Below are 19,842 nucleotides of genomic sequence, written 5' to 3' on the forward strand. Positions count from 1 at the left end.
GTTTTAAAACAGTACTATGGAATATTTCAACAGAAGAAAATTCATGAAAACGACTGCCGCGTCCATGGCCGGGATTGTCCTGCCGTTCGGGTCTCCGGCGGCAGTGGGAGACGGGCCGGGTACGCCCGCCGGCGTCAGCAAAGGATTCGACCTGATGCAGGAGGTGATGAAGTACCCCAAGCTGGATGCACATGTACATGTTTACCTGGGAAAGGCCGGCCCCGAGGACAACGTGCGTTTTTTTGAGCGACTGGGATTTACCCGGATGTTCATTTCCCGGCCGGTAACTGCAGGTATCGATTCGGGAAAAGGGACGCCCGACGAGTTCCGCCGCTCCAACGATATTGTATATCAGTGTGTAAAAAAATATCCGGATAAACTGACCGGAATGTTCACCCTCAACCCGGAACACGCAAAAGAGTCGCTGGAGGAGATAAAGAGAAGTGTGGACCGGGGTATGGTGGGATTAAAGGTCTATCACCAGGTAAAGATCAACAACCCGCTTTTTTATCCGGTGATCGAAAAGATGATCGATCTGAAGATGATCATTCTCATGCATGCAGAAGCCACATTGGGGGTCGCCGGTTACCGGATGAAATATGATAAAGGCATACGACCACAGGCCTCGCTTCCGGAAGATTTTGCGGATGTTGCAAAAAGATACCCGGAGGCCCTGTTCCAGTATGCCCATATCGGCGGCGGTACCGACTGGGAATATGCCTGCAAAATATTACGGCACAGTCCGAATGTATACCTGGATACCTCAGGAAGCAACAATGAAGAACATATGATCGATTTTGCCGTGAAGGAAGTGGGCATCGACCGGCTGCTGTTCGGGTCGGATAATATGTTTTACCAGAGCATTGGCAAGGTCCTGTGTTCCGGCCTGACAGATGCGCAGAAACGGAAACTGTTTTTTGAAAACTACAATACGATACTGAAAAAAGGAGGATATCATGTTGATCGACTGTAATGCCTATATAGGGCACTGGCCCTTTAAACAACTGCAACACAATACCTGTAAGGCTTTGCTGCAACGGATGGATCAGTTCGGCGTAGCGCTGTCACTGGTGAGCAATCTTAACGGTATCTTTTATAAAAATACACAGGTGGCCAATGAAGAGTTGTATGATGAGATCCGGTCGGACCATCGTTTTGGCAAACGGCTGCTTCCGTTTGCCATCATTAATCCGGTATATGCGACCTGGAAAGAGGACCTTGAGATCTGCGTAAAGAAAATGGGCATGCGGGGGGTGCGCTTATATCCGCACTATCATGATTATGATATCACAGAGCCACCCGTGATCGAGCTGGTGCAACGGGCAAGAGACCTGGGAGTGCCGGTAGCCTTTCCCCTGCGGATGGTAGACTCCCGGCAACGGTCGTGGATGGACCTGGAAAAAGAATGGACATTAAAGGAATTTATTCCCATTGTAAAACGGGTACCCGATGCCCGTTATCTGTTTTTAAATATTGCAACGGGAATGGCACTCGGTCCCGAGGAAATGACTGTTTTAAAAGCGGCTGATTTTATTTTTGATACCTCTGGAAGAAGTCTGCAGTACATGGATGTGCTGCTGAAGAATTTCGGACCGGAAAAATTTGCTTTTGGCACTCATGCCCCCATTCTGGATTATCTGACGGGCTTATTGCGGATCGAAAGTCTTAGTGCTTCTGAAGCTACAGCGGCCGATAAGGAGTTACTGCGTTCGGGCAATATCCGGCGGCTGCTGAAACTGGAAGGATGAACCGTCCTATCTGTTTCAACCGGCCATAGCGGCTCCTGACGGCGCTTGTTCCGTCGCCTGATGTTTCCGCTTCCGGAAGTTGGAAAAAAGGCTGCAGTTTAATATATTTGTAGGGAATAGTTTACTGCTGATGATGATAATATATTACAACGCTGTACCTAATCTATTTAAAATATGAATGCATTTTTTGAAGGAATGCCTGGCCTGCTCCAGGGTTTCTGGTGGGTAGCCATAATTACCAGTATTATTTTTCTGATACAGACCATTCTGACCTTTGCTGGAGGGCATGGAGCTGATGGTATCAACGCGGATTTCGACGGGGATCTTACCGGTGCCGATGCGCCGTTTCAGATGTTTTCCCTGAGAAACCTGATCAATTTCCTGATGGGCTTCGGCTGGACCGGCGTGGCCTTTTTCCGGTCGATCGATAGTAAGGGATTGCTGATCGCCCTTGCTGTGATAGTGGGTCTGTTTTTTGTGCTGCTGTTTTTCTTTGTCATCCGCCAGTTGCTCAAACTTACGGAAGACAATACATTTAAGGCAGAAAGCCTCATCGGTAAGTCCGGCGCCGTATATCTGCCCATCCCTGAAAACCGGAGCGGCGTGGGAAAGATCCAGATCAGCTATAACAATACCAGTCATGAATTAGCTGCTGTTACGGATGGAGAACGCCTGTTGTCAGGTACGCGGGTAAAGGTGCTGGATATCGAAGACCGTATATTAATTGTAACTAAAATCTAATAAAAAAACAACCACTCATGAATTTTGACGGACCTTTTATTCTGATCCTTGTAGGAGCACTGATTCTCTTTGTTACGATCGTCTCACTTATTTCCCGGTATAAGCGCTGCCCTTCCGACAAGATCCTTGTGATTTACGGTAAAACAGGCGGCAGCTCGGCACGCTGTGTACACGGAGGCGGGGCCTTTATCTGGCCGGTGATACAGGATTTTGCTTACCTGGATCTGAAACCCATTTCCATCGAAGCCAACCTTACCAATGCACTGTCGCGCCAGAACATCCGCGTGGATGTACCCTGCCGGTTCACGATCGCGATCTCCACAGAACCCGACAGTATGGGTAATGCGGCAGAACGCCTGCTGGGACTGAGCCCTGACCAGATACAGGAACTTTCCAAAGATATCCTTTTCGGACAGCTGCGCCTGGTGATCGCTACAATGACCATCGAGGAGATCAACTCCGACCGGGATAAATTCCTTGACAACATTTCGAAGAACGTAGATACAGAGCTGAAGAAGATCGGCCTCAAACTGATCAACGTAAACGTTACGGATATCCGTGATGAATCCGGTTATATCGAAGCGCTGGGTAAGGAAGCCGCAGCGAAAGCGATCAATGAAGCCATTGTTAGCGTGGCAGAGCAAACAAAGATCGGGGAAACCGGTAAGGCCATCGCCGACCGGGAAAAGGACACCCAGATCGCGGAAACTACCCGCGATCGTGATGTAAAAATTGCCATTACACAAAAAGATAAAGAGATCAGTATCGCTTCAGCCGGAAAGGACGAAGCCATTGGGAAGGCTGAAGCAGAACGGGATGCCCGGATCGCGACTTCCATGGCCAACTCCCTGGCGGTAAAAGGGGAGAACGACGCAAAGATCACCATTGCCAATTCCGACGCGCTGCGTCGCGAAAAAGAAGCCGAAGCGCTGAAGATCGCGGTGACCGCAGAAAAAGTGCAGTCGGCAAAGGCGCTGGAAGAATCGTACCTGGCCGAACAAAAGGCGGAACAGGCGCGTGCGGAAAGAGAGCGCTCCACCCAGAATGCGAACGTGGTGATACCGGCGCAGATCGCAAAACAAAAGGTCATCATTGATGCAGAGGCGGATGCAGAACGGATCCGTCTGAACGCAAAGGGAGAGGCGGATGCGATCTTTGCAAAAATGGAAGCAGAAGCAAAAGGGTTGCTGGAGATCCTTACCAAACAGGCAGAAGGATATGATAAGGTAGTGCGGGCCGCAGGCGGTGATTCTACCAATGCCTTCCAGTTGCTGCTGCTGGAGAAATTACCGGACCTGGTGCGCACACAGGTGGAAGCCGTGAAGAATATCAAGATCGATAAGGTGACCGTTTGGGATGGCGGCAACAGTGAGAACGGAAATGGCTCTACTGCTAATTTCGTTCAGGGACTGATGAAATCGGTACCACCGCTGAACGATCTTTTTAATATGGCGGGACTGAACCTGCCCAGCTATCTGAAAGGGGAAGATCCGAAGAATAAGGACCTGCCCGTAACAGATCTGCCCGCAGAACCCAAGGGATAATTTTATACAGGGAGCTGTCTCCTGTGTTTGCAGAAACATGGGAGACAGCTTTTTTTCGATCTGCAATTTTTCATCTATTAAACCCTCTTCATCTTATGCCCAGCCGCAAAAAGTTTATCCGGGATGCTTTTATGGGAGCCATAGCCGTATCCGCAGTTCCGAAATTTTCCTTTGGAAAAAATGTAACAGGAATCAATCCCCAAAAAGACCAGGTACGGCTTGCCGTTATTGGTAAGGGAAGGATGGGTTCAAGTGATCTGCGCACAGCATTATCTACTGGCATGGCAACACTTGCGGGTATATGTGATATTTACGACCGCAATCTGGATGCCCTGCGGCAGCAGTCCGGAAAGGACGTGGTGTTTACAAAAGAATACCGGGAGATCCTCGACCGTAAAGACATTGATGCGGTGATCATCGGAACGCCGGATCACTGGCATCAGCGGATCGCAATAGAGGCAATGAAGGCCGGTAAAGATGTGTATTGCGAAAAACCGGTGATCCATTCGCTGCAGGAAGGCCGGGCATTGACGGAAGCACAGCAGCAAGCAGGCCGTGTCTTTCAAATGGGAAGCCAGGGCATGTCATCCTGGGGCAATAAGCTGGCAAAAGCAATGGTGGAAGCCGGACTTACAGGAACGGTGAATACCATAGAAGGGCAGTTTACCGCCGCGCCTCAGGCGTTGCGGCCCTTTGTAACGCCTCCTGAGGCCAATGAACAATCCATCTGGTGGAACCGTTTCCTGGGCAATGCGCCCAAACGGGCATTTGATGCGCAGCGCTTTTTACAATGGCGGAACTGGAGCGATTACGGCACGGGTGTGGCAGGGGATCTTTTTGTTCATGTCATTGCCAGCGCTCATTTTATCATGAATGCGGAAGGCCCGGAAAAAGTGTATGGCACCGGTGGCATCCGTTATTATACCAACGGGTCGCGGGATACACCGGATGTATTACTGGGATACCTCGACTATCCCGGTCGCGATAAAAAAGGGGCATTCACCCTTTCGCTATCTGCGAATCTTGCAGATGGCGTATCCAAAAAATGGGGCAGTACCGATTTTACGATCAAAGGTGCGGAAGGGGTATTGACGGTAGGCTGGGATAAAGTGGTGCTGAAGACAACTGGAAAGACCGACCCATCAAAGCTGGATGCGGTGAAGGAATGGAGTGGTGTGCCGGTCAGACTATCGGATAACGAGTATGAATTCAATGTGCCGAAAGGCTCCAAAGGTGCCCATCATGATCATTTCGTTAATTTTTTAACCACTGTACAGAATGGCGGGAAGACCGTTGCGGATACACGTTTCGGGGTACAGGCATCGGCTGCTTCGCTGCTTTGTTATGAAAGTTACCTGAAACAGAAAGCCCTCCGGTGGGATCATCAGAAGGGCAGTATAAAGGCGTAGTACAGCACAACCTGTCACGCTGATCTGTTAACCGGGTGTGGCATCCAGGTAACGCCAGAGATGGATACACGCATAGGTCCTGTACGGGCTCCATTGTTGCGTGATGGCCAGTACCCGGCTTTCGAATTCTTTTTTATTGGTATTGGGCAATGCATAGAGTTCGCTGATGGCCTTTTGCAGGCCCAGGTCTCCAATGGAAAATACATCCTCACGGCCCAGCGAAAACATCAGCAGCATTTCTGCAGTCCACTTACCCACACCTTTTATTTGAGTGATAAGCGCGATAAAGGCTTCATCCGGCATACGGTGGATCCTGGCATCAGTGAGCTTGTGCTCCAGAAAAAAGCGGCAAACGTTTTTTATATATTCCGCTTTTGCGTTTGATAATCCGATCGAACGCAATGTATCATGAGGGATAAGAAGAATGGTTTTTGCCGTCGGCTTTTTGCCTTTGAACAACTCAAGAAACCTGCTGCGCAGAACGGCCGCAACCTTGGTACTCAGCTGCTGTCCCATAATGGACCCGCACAGATGGAGCAGGATATTCTGCTGCAGCTGGAGGGTATGCAGCCCCTGGTCTTTGATGAGCTTCTTTAATATTTTGTCCTTTGAAAGGTGTTTGTGATACGACATGTGATAAAATTAGCTAAAGCCCGGCAATAAAACGGCCTTTCTTCCGGTTCCCAAAAGATACAGCACCTCCCGGCGCAACCGGGGGGCGGAAAACAGGGAGAAAACCGACAACAATGCGGCCAACCACGCCGGTAACCATAACTGTAAATTCCGGATATTTGCGGAATGGATTTTATAGCTCCCATACAAATGGAAACCCTGTTGCCGCCGATCCGGTATGGGAATAAGTTGTTGCTGATCGGTTCCTGTTTTACGGAACATATCGGGAATGCGCTGGCAGAACACAAGTTTGAGGTGCTTCAGAACCCGCACGGTATCCTGTTCGATCCTGCCAGTGTCTATCACAGCCTGGTGCGGTACATCGAGAATAAGCCCTATACAACAGATGACCTGTTTTATCTGAATGAAGTGTGGCAATCCTGGCATCATCACTCCCGTTTTTCCGGAACCGACAGCGATGTGGTACTGGAGCAGATGAACCGGTCGCTGGAAGCGGCGCATGTTTTCCTGAAACATACAAACTGGGTGATCATTACACTGGGGTCTTCCTTTTCGTACCGGCTCAACGGGAATAACCCGCAGGCAGCACTTTCAGGATTAAGGGTGGCGAACTGTCACCGCGCGCCCGGGCAGTGGTTTGATAAAAAAATGCTGGAGATCGAGGAGACGGTGGCATTGCTGGATAATCTTTACCACCGGTTGCGGATCTTTAATCCCCGGGCAGGGATCCTGTTTACCATCAGTCCTGTAAGGCACCTCCGGGATGGTGTGGTGGCCAATAACCGGAGCAAGGCCCGGCTGATCGAGGCGGTGCATCATATGGTGCAGAAATTTGAAGGGTTGTTTTATTTTCCTGCTTACGAATTGGTGATCGATGTATTAAGGGACTACCGGTTCTACGATGTGGACCTGGCGCATCCCAACTATCCAGCCACGGAGTTTGTACTGGAAAAGTTTACAGAAAGCTGTATTGATACGGCCTCCCGCCAGTTGATGAAAGAACTGCGGCCACTGATGATCGCAAGAAGACATAAACCCTTTCATCCTCAAACAAAGGCGCATCAGCAGTTCCTGCAGGCCCAGTATGAAAAAGCGAAACGCCTGATGGAGCAATACCCGTTCCTCGACCTGAAGGAAGAAATGGATTATTTCAGCCGGTAGACATATCGCCCGGGAAAATTTTTCAGCAGTTCAGCGGCTTACGAATTTTCCGGCACCGGCTACCGGAATCTGAATTCCTGTTACCTTTATGTTTTATAAACCCTGAGACCAGGACCTGCTACGGCGGGCAGACCTTAACAGATGTAAAACAAGATATTCACTTCTGATAAATTTTAAAAACATGATAAATGCAAAAGGATATGCGGCCCACAGCAAAACAGATGCGCTGAAGCCCTGGGATTTTGAGCGCCGGGAGCTGGGCGCCGATGATGTATTGTTTGATATTTTATATTGTGGCATTTGCCATTCGGACATCCACCAGGTAAGAAGCGAATGGGGGCCGGCTATTTACCCCATCGTTCCCGGTCATGAGATCGTGGGACGTATTACTGCGGTTGGTACAAATGTTTCGCGTTTCAAAGCAGGCGACCTCGCCGGTATCGGCTGCATGGTGAATTCCTGCCAGCATTGCGACAGCTGCCAGAGCGGGAAAGAGCAATTCTGCGATAACAAACAAACGGTGTGGACCTATAACTCACTGGAGAAGGATAAAAAAACGGTGACTTACGGAGGATACTCCGATAAGATCGTGTGTGATCAGCATTTTGTATTGCACGTCTCCGATAAACTGGATCTTAAAGCGGTGGCGCCTTTGCTTTGTGCCGGCATTACCACCTATTCACCCCTGCGTAAATGGAAAATAGGAAAAGGACATAAAGTGGGCGTACTGGGGCTGGGAGGTCTCGGGCATATGGCAGTGAAATTTGCCGTTTCTTTTGGTGCCGAGGTGACGATGCTGAGCACATCGCCTTCAAAAGAAGCGGATGCCAAACGCCTTGGGGCCCACAAATTCGTGCTGACGAAGGATCCGGAACAGGTCAAAAGCCTGGATCGTTATTTCGACTTTATCATTGATACGGTTTCCGCCCCCCACGATTATGATATGTACCTGCAGATGCTGAAAACAGACGGAGCGCATATTTGTGTGGGATTGCCGCCGGAACCCCTCCGGATCACCGGCAACAGCTTAATGCGGGGGAACCGGGTGCTGACCGCGTCTTCCATCGGAGGGATCCCGGAAACACAGGAAATGCTGGACTATTGTGCCGCACATGATATCGTCAGTGATATCGAACTGATCGATATCAAAGATGTAAATACCGCTTACGAGCGTGTGTTAAAAAGCGATGTGAAGTACCGTTTTGTAATTGACATGGCGACCCTGTAAAAGGGCTGTAAAAAGAAAGCGGTCCTGGTTCCTCTATGGGAGCCGGGACCGCTTTTTTATTTCGTTGTCAGCTTATAGATCGTTTTAGTATAAGAAACGGCACCGGGCTCCAAAATCGTATTGGGAAAGGATGCTATGTTAATTGCATTGGGGTGTACCTGTGTTTCAAAGCAGAACCCGGAAAAAGCAGTATACTGCTGTCCGCCTTTTCCTTTGATTTCCGGTGAGCCGTAACTGTTGTACAGGTGTACCAGCGGTGCGGTGGTATACACTTCCAGTTTAACATCTTCCTCATCGCACCAGGCTTCAGCCGCAACCTGCTCGATGCCGGGATGGTCCAGCGGGTAGCTGATATCGATGCCCTGTTCCGGATCGCTGATATTCCCGGTTTCCTGGTAAGTGCTGAAATCATTGCGGGTACCCGTCACAGGCAGCAGTTTTCCCGTGGTGCAATAATTGGCGTCCTGCTCCAGGTAATGCGAGGCATGTATGCACAAATGCTGATTATCGATACGTCCCTTGCCATTGTTCAGATTAAAATAACTGTGATGGGTAAGGTTCACCGCAGTGGGCTGATCGGTGGTGGCCTTGTATTCATAGCTGAATTCATTTTCTTCATTCAGCGAAAAAATGATCTGGACAGTCAGGTTGCCCGGAAAACCTTCCTCACCATCCGGACTGATGTATTGCAATACCACGCGGCCATCCCCGGCAGAAATTTTATCCCATACTTTTTTGTCAAAGCCTTCTTTGCCGCCATGCAGCTGATAACCCGGAGCCACCGTATTTAAGGTGTAGTCGGCTGCACCGATCGTGATCAATTCCGGGCTGATGCGGTTGGCATAACGGCCGATAGCGGCGCCATAATAAGGATAATTCTGAAGGTATCGTTCCGACCAGTATTCCTGTGGTGTATCAAATCCTAAAACAATATCATTAAAAGTTCCATCCGATTTCCGTACTTTTATCGACATGATAATGGCGCCGTAATTCGTAAGGATAACTTCTGTACCGGAACCGTTTTTCAGCGTAAATATATAGACATCTTTTCCATTGGGATGCTGTGTGGCAAGCTGCTCAGTTATTTCAATCATGAGGGGTTCAATTTTTGATAAAAATAATGTAATTGTTATGACCATTGGGGATTTACAAAAAGAATTTGAAAAAAATTACAACAAGCAGGCAAGCCATGTTTTCTTCTGCCCGGGAAGGGTGAATCTGATCGGAGAGCACATTGATTATAATGGCGGGCAGGTAATGCCCTGTGCCATTTCACTGGGAACAACCTTACTGGTTACAGCGAATGATGAGGGCGTGTTCCGCTTCAGGGCGCTGGATTTTCCTGAATCAGCCGACATCGCTTTAAATCCTGAAGGCTATCAGAAAACAGGACCGGAGTGGTTTAATTATCCCCTGGGCGTTATACAGGAGTTTCAGAAAAAAGATATAACACTTACCGGCCTGGATTTTCTTTTTTCGGGTAACCTCCCCATCGGGTCTGGGTTGTCTTCCAGTGCATCCATTGAGGTACTGACGGCATTTGCGTTGAATGAACTGTTTAACGGAGGCCTTTCCCGCGTGGACCTTGCCGTGCTGGGAAAACGTGTGGAGAATGATTTTATGGGACTGAACAGTGGTATCATGGATCAGTTTGCTGTGGCGATGGGTAAGGAAGCGCATGCCGTATTGCTGAATACGGATACATTGGACTATGAGTACCTGCCTTTTGAAATAGGAGATTATGTACTGGCCATCATCAACAGCAATAAGCCCAGGAAACTGGTAGAATCCAAGTACAACGAACGGTTCAATGAATGCCGGACGGTATTAAAACAACTGCAGGAAAAAATACAGGCGCAGCACCTCTGCGATATACCGCTGGAAACCTTTCAGCAGGAAGAAGCGCTGGTAGCGGATCCTGTGCTGCGGAAAAGGGCACTGCATGTGATCTCCGAGAACGACCGGGTTAAAAAAGCCCGGGAAGCGCTGACAACCGGTGATATTGCAGGTTTCGGTCAGCTGATGTATGCTTCGCATGATTCATTGCAGCAGCTGTATGAAGTGTCGGGGCCGGAGCTGGATGCCATTGTTGATTTTTGCAGAACCTATGATGGTTGTATCGGCGCGCGCATGACCGGTGCCGGTTTTGGCGGCTGCGCCATTGCATTAATCAAGCAGGATCAGTTCGATGATTTTGCAGAAAAAGTTACGGCAGCGTATGAAGAAAAGATCGGGTATAAGCCCGGGGTCTTCTCTTCTGTAATTGCGGAAGGCGTGCGCAAGCTCGTTTAGACATAATGGATTAAACCTGTAAGGAAGACCGGCAGCATCAGACACGCTTTGATGGCGCCGGTCTTCTTATTTGTAATGCCAGATCAATGCGGCGATGACAAATATTTTTATAGTTATCCTGACCGGATCTTCGGCACCGCCCGCTAAGCGTCAGGTTGATCTTTATTATTAAAGGCTGCGGCACTGCGCTGACCGTTGAGTAAGAAATAAGAACAGACAAAGAAGGTGCAGCGCACCGGTCGACGCGCCGGATTTATACAGGCCGGTGTACGAAATTACCGCCGCACTGCGGCGCGGTATTCATTGAGACCCGCATCGTACGGGCTCCTTTCTGTTTGGGATACCGGATGCGTTATACCGCTATTTCAATACCCAGGACTTATAGCGGTCCAGTGCCTCCAGGTAGTAGTAATCGGCATAGGAAAGGGATACGTTCACCTCCGATTTGCCGGGCAGGTGTCCTACACTTTGCGTAAGGATAAAGCCTTTGCTGCCGCCAGGCTGCGATTTATAGGTAGTAGACATTGACCGGATCATATCTGCTGCATTTGAAGTATAAACAGCTTTCTGTTCTTTGTTGCTGTACTGTGCCAGCTCCAGCAACGCGGAGGCAATGACCGCGCCGGCGGATACATCACGCGGGGCAGCCGGGATATCCGGAGCATTGAAATCCCAATAGGGCACTTTGTCGGCAGGCAGATTGGGATGTGTAAGGATAAAGCCTGCGATCTTATGAGCTTGTGCCAGGTATTCCGTTTTTTTTGTAAAACGGTACATCATTGTATAGCCGTACAGTCCCCAGGCCTGACCACGCGCCCATGCCGATTCATCCGCATAACCCTGGTGGGTCACTTTCTTTATTACTGCACCTGTTGCCGTGTCGTAATCTACCGCGTGATAGCTGCTGCCATCCGGGCGGAAATGGTTTTTTAAAGTAGTGTTGGCATGGTTTTCCGCAATCCCGGCCAGCCGCTTACTGCCCCCGTTGCGGGAAGCCCATTCCAGTAATTCCAGGTTCATCATATTATCAATGATCACCGGTGCATTGAATTTGGTGCTTTTATTCCAGGATTGTATCGCCTGCATTCCCGGCCGGTACCGCTTGGTAGCGGTTTCGGCTGCTGTCAGGATCACTTCTTTGTATCCGGGATCTTTGGTTATGGCATACGCATTTCCAAAACTGCAGAAGATCATAAAACCAATATCATGATTGCCGGTATAGTATTTTATCTTTTCCTCAACAATCAGTTTTCGTTTTGCCTCTGCAAGTATTGCAGTGTCGTTGGTCGCTTTATAAATGAGCCACAATGCCCCCGGGTAAAAACCACTCGTCCACCAGTCCGTGCCGGAAACAACCAACTGGTCTTTGGCGGGATCGTAGTTCTGGGGCATTTTACCGGCCGGAACATTTTTCATAAGAAGCTTGTACTGGCTTGCCGCGAAGGCTTCGTCATTTTTTATTAACATTCGCATGTCTTTTTGCGCAGCGGCGCTTAAGGAGCAGGCGATCAGCACGGCAATGGCGGCCAGTTTAAAGGAATAGTTCATTACAGAAGTTTAAAGAATTAAAGATCAGCCGGCAAAATAAGAAAAATAAAAAGTTCCGGCAATAATCATAATTACTTAAGTATTTTTATTTCATAAACTTGAGTTATGAAAACGATGGCGCGTAGTATGTACTTCCTGTTATTATTATTATTAAATACGACGGCTTTTTCCCAGGCGCCCTTTGAGGCCGTGGCTGCAAAACCGCATCCGCGCCTGCTGCTTTCAAAAGAAGAGGAGGGACAACTAAAGAATACCATCCGGCAAAATGCCGACTTTGAAAAACTGCACCGGCTCATACTGCAGACATCGGACGCACTCTGCACGGCAGCGCCGCTGGAGCACAAAAAGATCGGGAAGCGGCTGCTTTCGGTATCGCGGGAGGCGATCCGCCGGATCTTTTTCCTGTCTTATTCGTGGCGGATGACCGGCGACCGGAAATACCTGGATGCGGCCCAACAACAGTTGCGGACTATTGCTGCTTTTGACGACTGGAACCCCACGCATTACCTGGATGTGGCAGAGATGACCATGGCGGCGGCGATCGGGTACGACTGGCTGTACGATGTACTGGATGCTGATACAAGAAAAAAAATAAGTACGGCGATCCTTGATAAAGGCATCCGCACCTCTACGGATACCCGGTATAACTACTGGCTGAAAGTGGAAAACAACTGGAACCAGGTCTGCAATGCCGGGATCTCTTACGGAGCTTTTGCCATTTTTGAGTCGGCGCCTGAACAATGCGCTCCGATTATCAGCCGTGCGATCGCATCCATTAAGATCCCCATGAAACAATATGCCCCGGACGGCGCTTACCCGGAGGGATACGGATACTGGAGTTACGGAACAACCTATAATGTCTTTTTCCTGGATGCGCTGGAGCGTTTAACCGGAACTGATGCGGGCCTGAGCCGCTCGCCGGGGTTTATGAAAACGGCGGATTATTTTCAGCAGATGATCACACCCGGTGGATTGCCGTTTAATTATGCTGATTCCGGCCCGGGCGCTGAACCCAACGGAGCCATGTTCTGGTTCGCACAGAAACTGCAACGGCCGTCACTGGCCTGGAATGAGTTCCAATACCTGCACAGGAGCGCCAAAGGATTGGCCTATAACCGTTTTCTGCCAGCGATGCTGGTATGGGGCAGAACGCTTTCGCAAACCGGTATCAGCGCGCCAACGCAGTTGTTCTGGGAAGGAAAAGGCGTAAGTCCGGTAGTGATGATGCGCACCAGCTGGACGGATCCGGATGCATTGTTCCTCGGGTTTAAGGCGGGCACTCCGTTTGCGAACCATGCGCATATGGATGAAGGATCATTTCTATTTGAAGCGGATGGTATCCGCTGGGCCATGGACCTGGGTATGCAAAACTATGAATCGCTGGAATCAAAAGGGCTGAACATCTGGCAACGCACGCAAAATTCAGAACGCTGGAAGGTTTTTCGGTATACCAATTTTGCGCACAGCACGCTTACGTTTGATGACAGCCTGCAACAGATGGAGGGCGTTACCACGATCGACCGTTATTCGAACCGGCCGGGATTCAGTTTTGCCATCTCCGATCTGTCTGCTGTGTATAGCGGGCAGGTGAAGAAAACAGTACGGGGTGTGGCATTGAAGGATCAGGCATACGCCCTGATACAGGATGAAGTGACCACGGGGAACAAAGCGGCTAAAATGCAATGGCGTATGTTGACACCGGCTACTGTAACGGTACGTTCGGCATCGGAAGTGTTGCTGAAAAAGGAAGGAAAGGAGTTGCTGCTGAAGATCGTATCAGACAGTCCTGTTGTTATTAAAACCTGGAGCACGGCTCCTGTTAATGATTACGACGCACCCAACCCGGGAACGGTACTGGTGGGTTTTGAAACGACCCTGCCAGCCAACAGCAGCAGCCGGTTTGCAGTAAACCTGGTGCCGGTAAAAAACAGAAAAAAGATCAGCAACACGGTATTGCCGCTTGAAGACTGGAAATAGAAACGGAGCACTGCGGAAATAAAAATGAGGAACTATCAAAAGCCTTCAACGCGGTGATCAGTACCCCAGCCGCTTCAGTTCTTTTTTTATATCGGCGGCTGTTTTAAACCTGGCTTTGGAACGGCCGTCCGCATCGGAAAAGCCCTCAAAGCCGCCACTCAGCCGGGAGCCGATCTTCATCTGCCGCAGCGTTTCAGGGATAGCAGGGCGCTTGATATCGTCGTATACGGAGGTAGTGTATTCCGTTCCTTCATAGAGATAACGTAACTGGTGTGTTACACTGGAAATGATCAGGAGTTCCTTCGCTTCGTCCTTATCTGCATTGGCAAAAAAACGCTCTCGATCCGGGTATCCACATTATCGTCCTCGTATTTATCAATCCGTATTTTCTTATAGCTTCCGTTGACGGGGATCAGCAAGAAGGCTTCCACATATTGCCGGTGCTGCCCCGGCGGGTTAGTGCTGCTATCGGTATAACGTGTTTCATAAAAAGCGATGAGCACATTTTTAAAACCCCAGAGATTTTCCTGGCGGATCACATCATGTACGATCCCGGAACCCTTCGGTTTAAGGCGTTGTGCAATAGCAGCAGGTGTGTCCTGGGCGGTGCCGGCAAGCGACAGCAACAAGAACAGACCCATGCAGAAAAAAGCGGCGTGTTTCAATTTGAGGCGATTTTACAATATAGCAAGACTGTCTGTTTTGTCCTGGTCAATTTGTTTTACCAACGCTTCCAGGGAATCAAATTTTACTTCTTCACGCAGGAATTGTTTTACATATACCCGCAGCGTTTGTCCGTAGATCGAGCTGTCGAAATCAAAGATATTCACCTCCACCGTGCGTTTGGTGCCGTTAACAGTGGGGCGCAGCCCGATGCTCATCATGCCTTTGAAACGGCGGGGATATCCCGGAAGGGAAGTATACACCGCATAGATGCCATTCCCGGGTATGATCTTTTCTTCATCCAGGATCTTTAAATTGGCAGTAGGATAACCCAATTCCCGCCCCAGTTTGTCGCCATGTACCACTTCTCCTTCAAAAAAGAATTCATACCCCAGCAGGTGATTGGTAGTGGCGGTATCGCCTTTTAATATGGCCGCTCTTATTTTAGTGGAGCTGATCGAAATATTGTCCAGGATGTGCTTGGGTATTTCCTGCAGGGCGTACCCGTACTTCTGCTGCAGGGATTCAAGTAGTTTATAATCGCCCGTCCGGTCACGGCCAAAGCGGTGATCGTATCCGATAATGATGGTGTGCGGTTTGAATTTCTCGATCAGAAAATCGCAGAGATAGTCTTCCGGAAGCTGGTTGGCAAACACTTCGGTGAACGGAATGATCACCAAGTGATCGATGCCCAGCGCTTCCAGCAGTTCGATGCGTTCTGCAAGGGTATTGATCAGGCGCAGTCCCAGTATGGACGAGTTGACCACCTTTCTCGGATGGGGGTGGAAGGTAATGATGACAGATTCCCCGTCTACGGCCCTGGCCTGTGTGGTCAGCTGGCGGATCACTTTCCGGTGCCCCTCGTGCACACCATCGAAGGTGCCGATGGTAATGACGGCGTTCCTAAAACCCGGTAACGCCTCAATATTCCTGTGAATTTGCATAAAGCACAAAAATAAATCCGAAATCCGAAATCCCAAATCTAAAATCCTGCCTATCTTAGCGGCCTATCAAACAGGATTAAGCAATGTCGTTGTATTCCAAAAGAGGTGTTTCTGCGCAGAAGGAGGAGGTACATGCCGCCACCGAAAAGCTGGATAAAGGCCTTTATGAGAAAGCTTTTTGTAAAATTTACCCGGATGTGCTGGTGGGAGACCCGGATTGGGTGAATGTAATGCATGCGGACGGGGCCGGAACAAAGAGCATCCTGGCCTACCTGTACTGGAAAGAGACCGGTGATGCCAGCATCTGGAGCGGTATTGCACAGGATGCCATTGTAATGAACCTGGATGATCTTCTATGTGTGGGGATTTATGATCAACTGGCCTTTTCCTCCACGATCGACCGTAATAAGACCGTTATCCCTGCTGAAGTGCTGGTAGAAGTGATCAATGGCAGCCAGGCCTTTTTTGATACCATGCGGGACTTTGGTATTCATATTACCTATATGGGCGGTGAAACAGCAGATGTGGGGGATGTGGTACGCACCATTGCCGTAAACGGCACCATGACCGCCCGCTGGCCGAAGAATAAACTGATCACCAACGAGAAAATACAAGCCGGCAATGTAATAGTAGGCCTGGCATCATCCGGGCAGGCCCGATACGAAACAGAATACAACAGCGGACTGGCCAGTAACGGGCTCACCAGTGCGCGGCATGATGTATTGAAAAAAGACTATGCAAAAAAATATCCCGAGACCTTTGAACCCGGATTGCAGGATGAAGTGGTCTACATCGGACCGCATGGTATCACCGATCCGATCGAAATAAACGGAACTGGCACTACCATCGGGAAATTATTGCTGAGTCCCACCCGCACTTTTGCCCCGGTGCTGAAGGTATTGCTGCAGGAGCATTTTGAGTCGATCAACGGGCTTATTCATTGCAGCGGCGGCGGGCAGACCAAATGCCTGAAATATGTACCGGACCAGGTGAAAATTATCAAAGACAACCTGTTTGCGTCACCGGCAATTTTTGATATCATCCAAAAGGCCAGCGGGGCGGATGCCGGGGAAATGTACCAGGTGTTCAATATGGGTACCCGTATGGAAATTTATACAAATGAGAAGGATGCCGGGACCCTGATCGGAGTGGCGCAGTCCTTCGGTGTGGAGGCGCAGGTGATCGGAAGGGTGGAAGCAGCTGACCAGCAAAGCCTGGAGATCCATACCGGTAGCGGTATCATCCGCTTTCCGCAATAGATCATGATTATTGAAAACCGGGTGTTACAGAAAGCCTGACGTTCATTTGCTATTAAAAGCTGCAACGCAGCACTGATCATTAAAGTAAGTAACAGCGACAAACAGTAAAGGTGCTGCGTACCGGAAATAGCGTCAGGTGCTTTGTTGGAGATCAGCACCACGCTGCGGCTGGAAAGGGAGTTCTGTACCCGGGGTTACACGGATGAGCGGCGCACTGCGCCTGTTCATTTGCTATTAAAAGCTGCAGCGCAGCACTGGTCATTAAAGTAAGTAACAGTGACAAACAGTAAAGGTGCTGCGTACCGGAAATAGCGTCAGGTGCTTTGCAGGAGATCAGCGCCGCGCTGCGGCTGGAAAGGGAGTCCTGTACCCGGGATTACACGGATGAGCGGCGCGCTGCGCCTGTTTATTTTGCTATTAAAAGCTGCAACGCAGCGCTGATCATTAAAGTAAGTAACAGTGACAAACAATAAAGGTGCTGCGCACCGGGAATAGTATCAGGTGCTTTGCAGGAGATCAGCGCCGCGCTGCGGCTGGAAAGGGAGTCCTGTACCCGGGGTTACACGGATGAGCGGCGCGCTGCGCCTGTTTAAGAGGCTATTAAAAGCTGCAACGCAGCGCTGATCATTAAAGTAAGTAACAGTGACAAACAATAAAGGTGCTGCGCACCGGGAATAGTATCAGGTACTTTGTAGAAGATCAGTGCCGCACTGCGCCTGTTTAAGAGGCTTGTTTTGATGAAAGATCTTACCTGCACGATAAAAAAGGACCGTGCCGCAGGGTCCTTTTTTATCGTTATTGGATATTCATTTAATTCACCGGTGCTTCTGCGGCATTGCCGGCATTCCAGATCCGGTATTTCAGGGTATACCCCTCCGGAACAAAGACCACTACCGGCAACTTGCTGTTGTAGCGGATGAGTTCAGAGCGGGCTGCGATAAATTTTTCGGTTTTTTTGCTGTCCGGACAGGCCATCATAGTTGATACAACCGTCCCGTTCGTTGAAAATTCGTAATAATTATAGCCCCATCCTTTCAGTTCTTTTTCTTCCATGCGTCCGTTCAGGGAGCGGGTATTGCAATCTGCCGGCATCACTTTACCGGCGATGAGCTCCAGTTTCAGATCAGCGGCTTCCTCTTTTTGTGCCGGAAGCTCAATCACATACCGTTTGTATCCCTTTTTTTCCTTCGGGAAATGCTGTAACTGCTGATGCGCTTCTTCGTTGGTTTTCATGGAACTTACTGATTTTTTGGTAGTGCTGCAGGACACGAATGCCATCATGAAACATACAAAACCTGCCAATTGAATTCTTTTCATAACTCTGATTTTAATGGTTATACGGAGTTGATACTGCTTTTGCAACAACAGGATGCGCAAAAGATTGCTTTTACATAAATCAACGAATACCTGCAATGCAGACCGGCAGCATCGTGCAAAGGTTGTATAAGATCAGAATGATGATCCGGATCAAAAAATCAGTGCGCCGGGTACAGCGAATAATAACGGGCTTTTAAACTCTGGTAAAACAGCAGCAGGATCAGCAGCAGGTTGGTACAGCCGGCGGCCACATATTTATTGGGAAAGGTAATGTATAGAAAAAGACAAAGTAGTACGATACGGAAATATTCAAGCGGGAATACCCATTGCTTTTGTTCCAGCATGGCACCCGTGGCGATCACACTGAGAAAGATAAATATTGCCGTAATGCCCAGTTGCAGGGGCTGCAGGTAATGGGAGAACAGGATGGTAAAGAACAGGATCGTCAATGTAAAAGTGGTTTGCAGGGAAATGGTCCGCAGCAGCCGCACCGAAGGCTCCATCGGTATGCTTTTACGCTGCAGCTTGCGTTCCAGCACTGGACGTATGGATGCATCCACAGCATTGGGTTTCCCAAAAAGCAGTTTCAGTTTACGCCGCCATCCTTTTTCTCTTTTTACGGCAACAGACAGTTCCAGTAAAAAATGAAAATGCTGCCAGAGAAAGCTATGGCTGTTGAGGGGTTTTGTAAGACCATAAACCGGCGTTGCAGCTTCCGCTTTAAAGGTGCCGAAAAATTTGTCCCATATGATCAGTACATCCCCGTAATTTTTATCGAGGTACTCCGGGTTGCTGCTGTGATGAACGCGATGATGGGAGGGCGTTACAAATACATATTCGATCCAGCCGAGTTTGCCGATCATCTGCGTATGCGTAAAAAAAGGATAAGCCCCATGGATCAGTAACAGGATGGTGGTCATGTCCGGGGGAAAACCGATCAGCGGCAGAATGCTCCAGAAAAGCCCGCGCAGTACGGATTGGAACACCGTAATGCGGGCCGATACCGTGTAGTTAAAATCATCACTCTGATGATGTACTACATGTGCACTCCAGAATAAATTGACCACATGCCCGAAGCGGTGGTACCAGTACCATACCAGGTCTGTGGCAAGAAAAAGCAGGATCCAGTTCAGCAGGGTGGGCTTAATATCAAAAAGCCCGAAATTGCTGTGGATCCAGGAAAAGACAATATAAAAAGAACCCGAGGTAAGCAGGTCACAAAGGCGTTCTGCGATACCCACGTTTAAATTGGCAATGGACTCTTTCCAGTGAAATACTTCTTTGTTCTTTTTCAGCGCATACCGGTATTCCAGGGCCATAAAAAACAGGAATAGAGGCACGGCCAGTGCAATAAAATTCAGCTGCATGATGTATCCCG

18 protein-coding genes are annotated in these 19,842 nt (G+C 49.2%); 10 read left to right on the forward strand and 8 right to left on the reverse strand.

The window, feature by feature from the left end:
* The first annotated feature begins 16 nt into the window (after positions 1 to 16).
* The 5 genes from K7B07_RS19855 (at position 17) to K7B07_RS19875 (ending at position 5,442) form a co-directional block, all read left to right on the forward strand.
* On the forward strand, positions 17 to 973 hold the full coding sequence (locus K7B07_RS19855) for an amidohydrolase family protein (protein WP_223712280.1): 957 nt from the start codon (positions 17 to 19) through the stop codon (positions 971 to 973).
* Positions 957 to 1,748, forward strand: a complete 792-nt coding sequence (locus K7B07_RS19860) for an amidohydrolase family protein (RefSeq protein ID WP_223712281.1) — start codon at positions 957 to 959, stop codon at positions 1,746 to 1,748. The genes K7B07_RS19855 and K7B07_RS19860 overlap by 17 nt, the downstream gene beginning before the upstream one ends.
* A 174-nt stretch (positions 1,749 to 1,922) precedes the next feature.
* The gene (locus K7B07_RS19865) at positions 1,923 to 2,489 is read left to right on the forward strand and encodes an NfeD family protein (protein WP_223712282.1); all 567 of its coding nucleotides are present in this window, start codon (positions 1,923 to 1,925) and stop codon (positions 2,487 to 2,489) included.
* 17 nt (positions 2,490 to 2,506) lie between these two features.
* On the forward strand, positions 2,507 to 4,033 hold the full coding sequence (locus K7B07_RS19870; RefSeq protein ID WP_223712283.1) for a flotillin family protein: 1,527 nt from the start codon (positions 2,507 to 2,509) through the stop codon (positions 4,031 to 4,033).
* A gap of 95 nt (positions 4,034 to 4,128) precedes the next feature.
* On the forward strand, positions 4,129 to 5,442 hold the full coding sequence (locus K7B07_RS19875; RefSeq protein WP_223712284.1) for a Gfo/Idh/MocA family protein: 1,314 nt from the start codon (positions 4,129 to 4,131) through the stop codon (positions 5,440 to 5,442).
* Between the two features lie 27 nt (positions 5,443 to 5,469).
* On the opposite strand, the gene K7B07_RS19880 is transcribed toward K7B07_RS19875, so the two are convergent.
* Positions 5,470 to 6,075: a DNA-3-methyladenine glycosylase family protein gene (locus K7B07_RS19880; RefSeq protein WP_223712285.1), complete on the reverse strand. Its 606-nt coding sequence runs from the start codon at positions 6,073 to 6,075 to the stop codon at positions 5,470 to 5,472.
* 165 nt (positions 6,076 to 6,240) lie between these two features.
* On the opposite strand from K7B07_RS19880, the gene K7B07_RS19885 reads away from it, so the two are divergent.
* Positions 6,241 to 7,236, forward strand: a complete 996-nt coding sequence (locus tag K7B07_RS19885; RefSeq protein ID WP_223712286.1) for a GSCFA domain-containing protein — start codon at positions 6,241 to 6,243, stop codon at positions 7,234 to 7,236.
* Between the two features lie 181 nt (positions 7,237 to 7,417).
* Positions 7,418 to 8,464 carry an NAD(P)-dependent alcohol dehydrogenase gene (locus K7B07_RS19890; RefSeq protein WP_223712287.1) on the forward strand — a complete coding sequence of 349 codons (1,047 nt, stop codon included), beginning with the start codon at positions 7,418 to 7,420 and terminating at the stop codon, positions 8,462 to 8,464.
* A gap of 56 nt (positions 8,465 to 8,520) precedes the next feature.
* On the opposite strand, the gene K7B07_RS19895 is transcribed toward K7B07_RS19890, so the two are convergent.
* Positions 8,521 to 9,558, reverse strand: a complete 1,038-nt coding sequence (locus K7B07_RS19895; RefSeq protein ID WP_223712288.1) for an aldose epimerase family protein — start codon at positions 9,556 to 9,558, stop codon at positions 8,521 to 8,523.
* 37 nt (positions 9,559 to 9,595) lie between these two features.
* Between K7B07_RS19895 and K7B07_RS19900 the strand changes: the two genes are divergently transcribed.
* The gene (locus K7B07_RS19900) at positions 9,596 to 10,756 is read left to right on the forward strand and encodes a galactokinase (RefSeq protein ID WP_223712289.1); all 1,161 of its coding nucleotides are present in this window, start codon (positions 9,596 to 9,598) and stop codon (positions 10,754 to 10,756) included.
* Positions 10,757 to 11,116: 360 nt separating this feature from the next.
* On the opposite strand, the gene K7B07_RS19905 is transcribed toward K7B07_RS19900, so the two are convergent.
* Positions 11,117 to 12,304, reverse strand: a complete 1,188-nt coding sequence (locus K7B07_RS19905) for a glycoside hydrolase family protein (protein ID WP_223712290.1) — start codon at positions 12,302 to 12,304, stop codon at positions 11,117 to 11,119.
* Between the two features lie 105 nt (positions 12,305 to 12,409).
* On the opposite strand from K7B07_RS19905, the gene K7B07_RS19910 reads away from it, so the two are divergent.
* Complete coding sequence (locus tag K7B07_RS19910; protein WP_223712291.1) at positions 12,410 to 14,281, forward strand: heparinase II/III domain-containing protein; 1,872 nt, start codon at positions 12,410 to 12,412, stop codon at positions 14,279 to 14,281.
* Positions 14,282 to 14,338: 57 nt separating this feature from the next.
* Here K7B07_RS19910 and K7B07_RS27685 read toward each other — a convergent pair whose 3' ends face one another.
* From K7B07_RS27685 to K7B07_RS19920, 3 genes are all read right to left on the reverse strand, one after another.
* Positions 14,339 to 14,461 carry a hypothetical protein gene (locus K7B07_RS27685; RefSeq protein ID WP_262903586.1) on the reverse strand — a complete coding sequence of 41 codons (123 nt, stop codon included), beginning with the start codon at positions 14,459 to 14,461 and terminating at the stop codon, positions 14,339 to 14,341.
* A gap of 110 nt (positions 14,462 to 14,571) precedes the next feature.
* Entirely contained in the window at positions 14,572 to 14,946 is a 375-nt protein-coding gene (locus K7B07_RS19915) for a hypothetical protein (RefSeq protein WP_223712292.1), read from the reverse strand.
* A gap of 12 nt (positions 14,947 to 14,958) precedes the next feature.
* Positions 14,959 to 15,888, reverse strand: coding sequence for a bifunctional riboflavin kinase/FAD synthetase (locus tag K7B07_RS19920; protein ID WP_223712293.1), 930 nt, complete (start codon positions 15,886 to 15,888; stop codon positions 14,959 to 14,961).
* 83 nt (positions 15,889 to 15,971) lie between these two features.
* Between K7B07_RS19920 and K7B07_RS19925 the strand changes: the two genes are divergently transcribed.
* Positions 15,972 to 17,147, forward strand: a complete 1,176-nt coding sequence (locus K7B07_RS19925) for an AIR synthase related protein (protein WP_223712294.1) — start codon at positions 15,972 to 15,974, stop codon at positions 17,145 to 17,147.
* Between the two features lie 810 nt (positions 17,148 to 17,957).
* On the opposite strand, the gene eco is transcribed toward K7B07_RS19925, so the two are convergent.
* Complete coding sequence (eco, locus tag K7B07_RS19930; protein WP_223712295.1) at positions 17,958 to 18,464, reverse strand: serine protease inhibitor ecotin; 507 nt, start codon at positions 18,462 to 18,464, stop codon at positions 17,958 to 17,960.
* Between the two features lie 158 nt (positions 18,465 to 18,622).
* Positions 18,623 to 19,831, reverse strand: a complete 1,209-nt coding sequence (locus K7B07_RS19935) for a sterol desaturase family protein (RefSeq protein ID WP_223712296.1) — start codon at positions 19,829 to 19,831, stop codon at positions 18,623 to 18,625.
* Between the last annotated feature and the right edge of the window lie 11 nt (positions 19,832 to 19,842).

Source organism: Niabella beijingensis, from assembly GCF_020034665.1.
GTDB classification, from domain to species: Bacteria; Bacteroidota; Bacteroidia; order Chitinophagales; family Chitinophagaceae; genus Niabella; species Niabella beijingensis.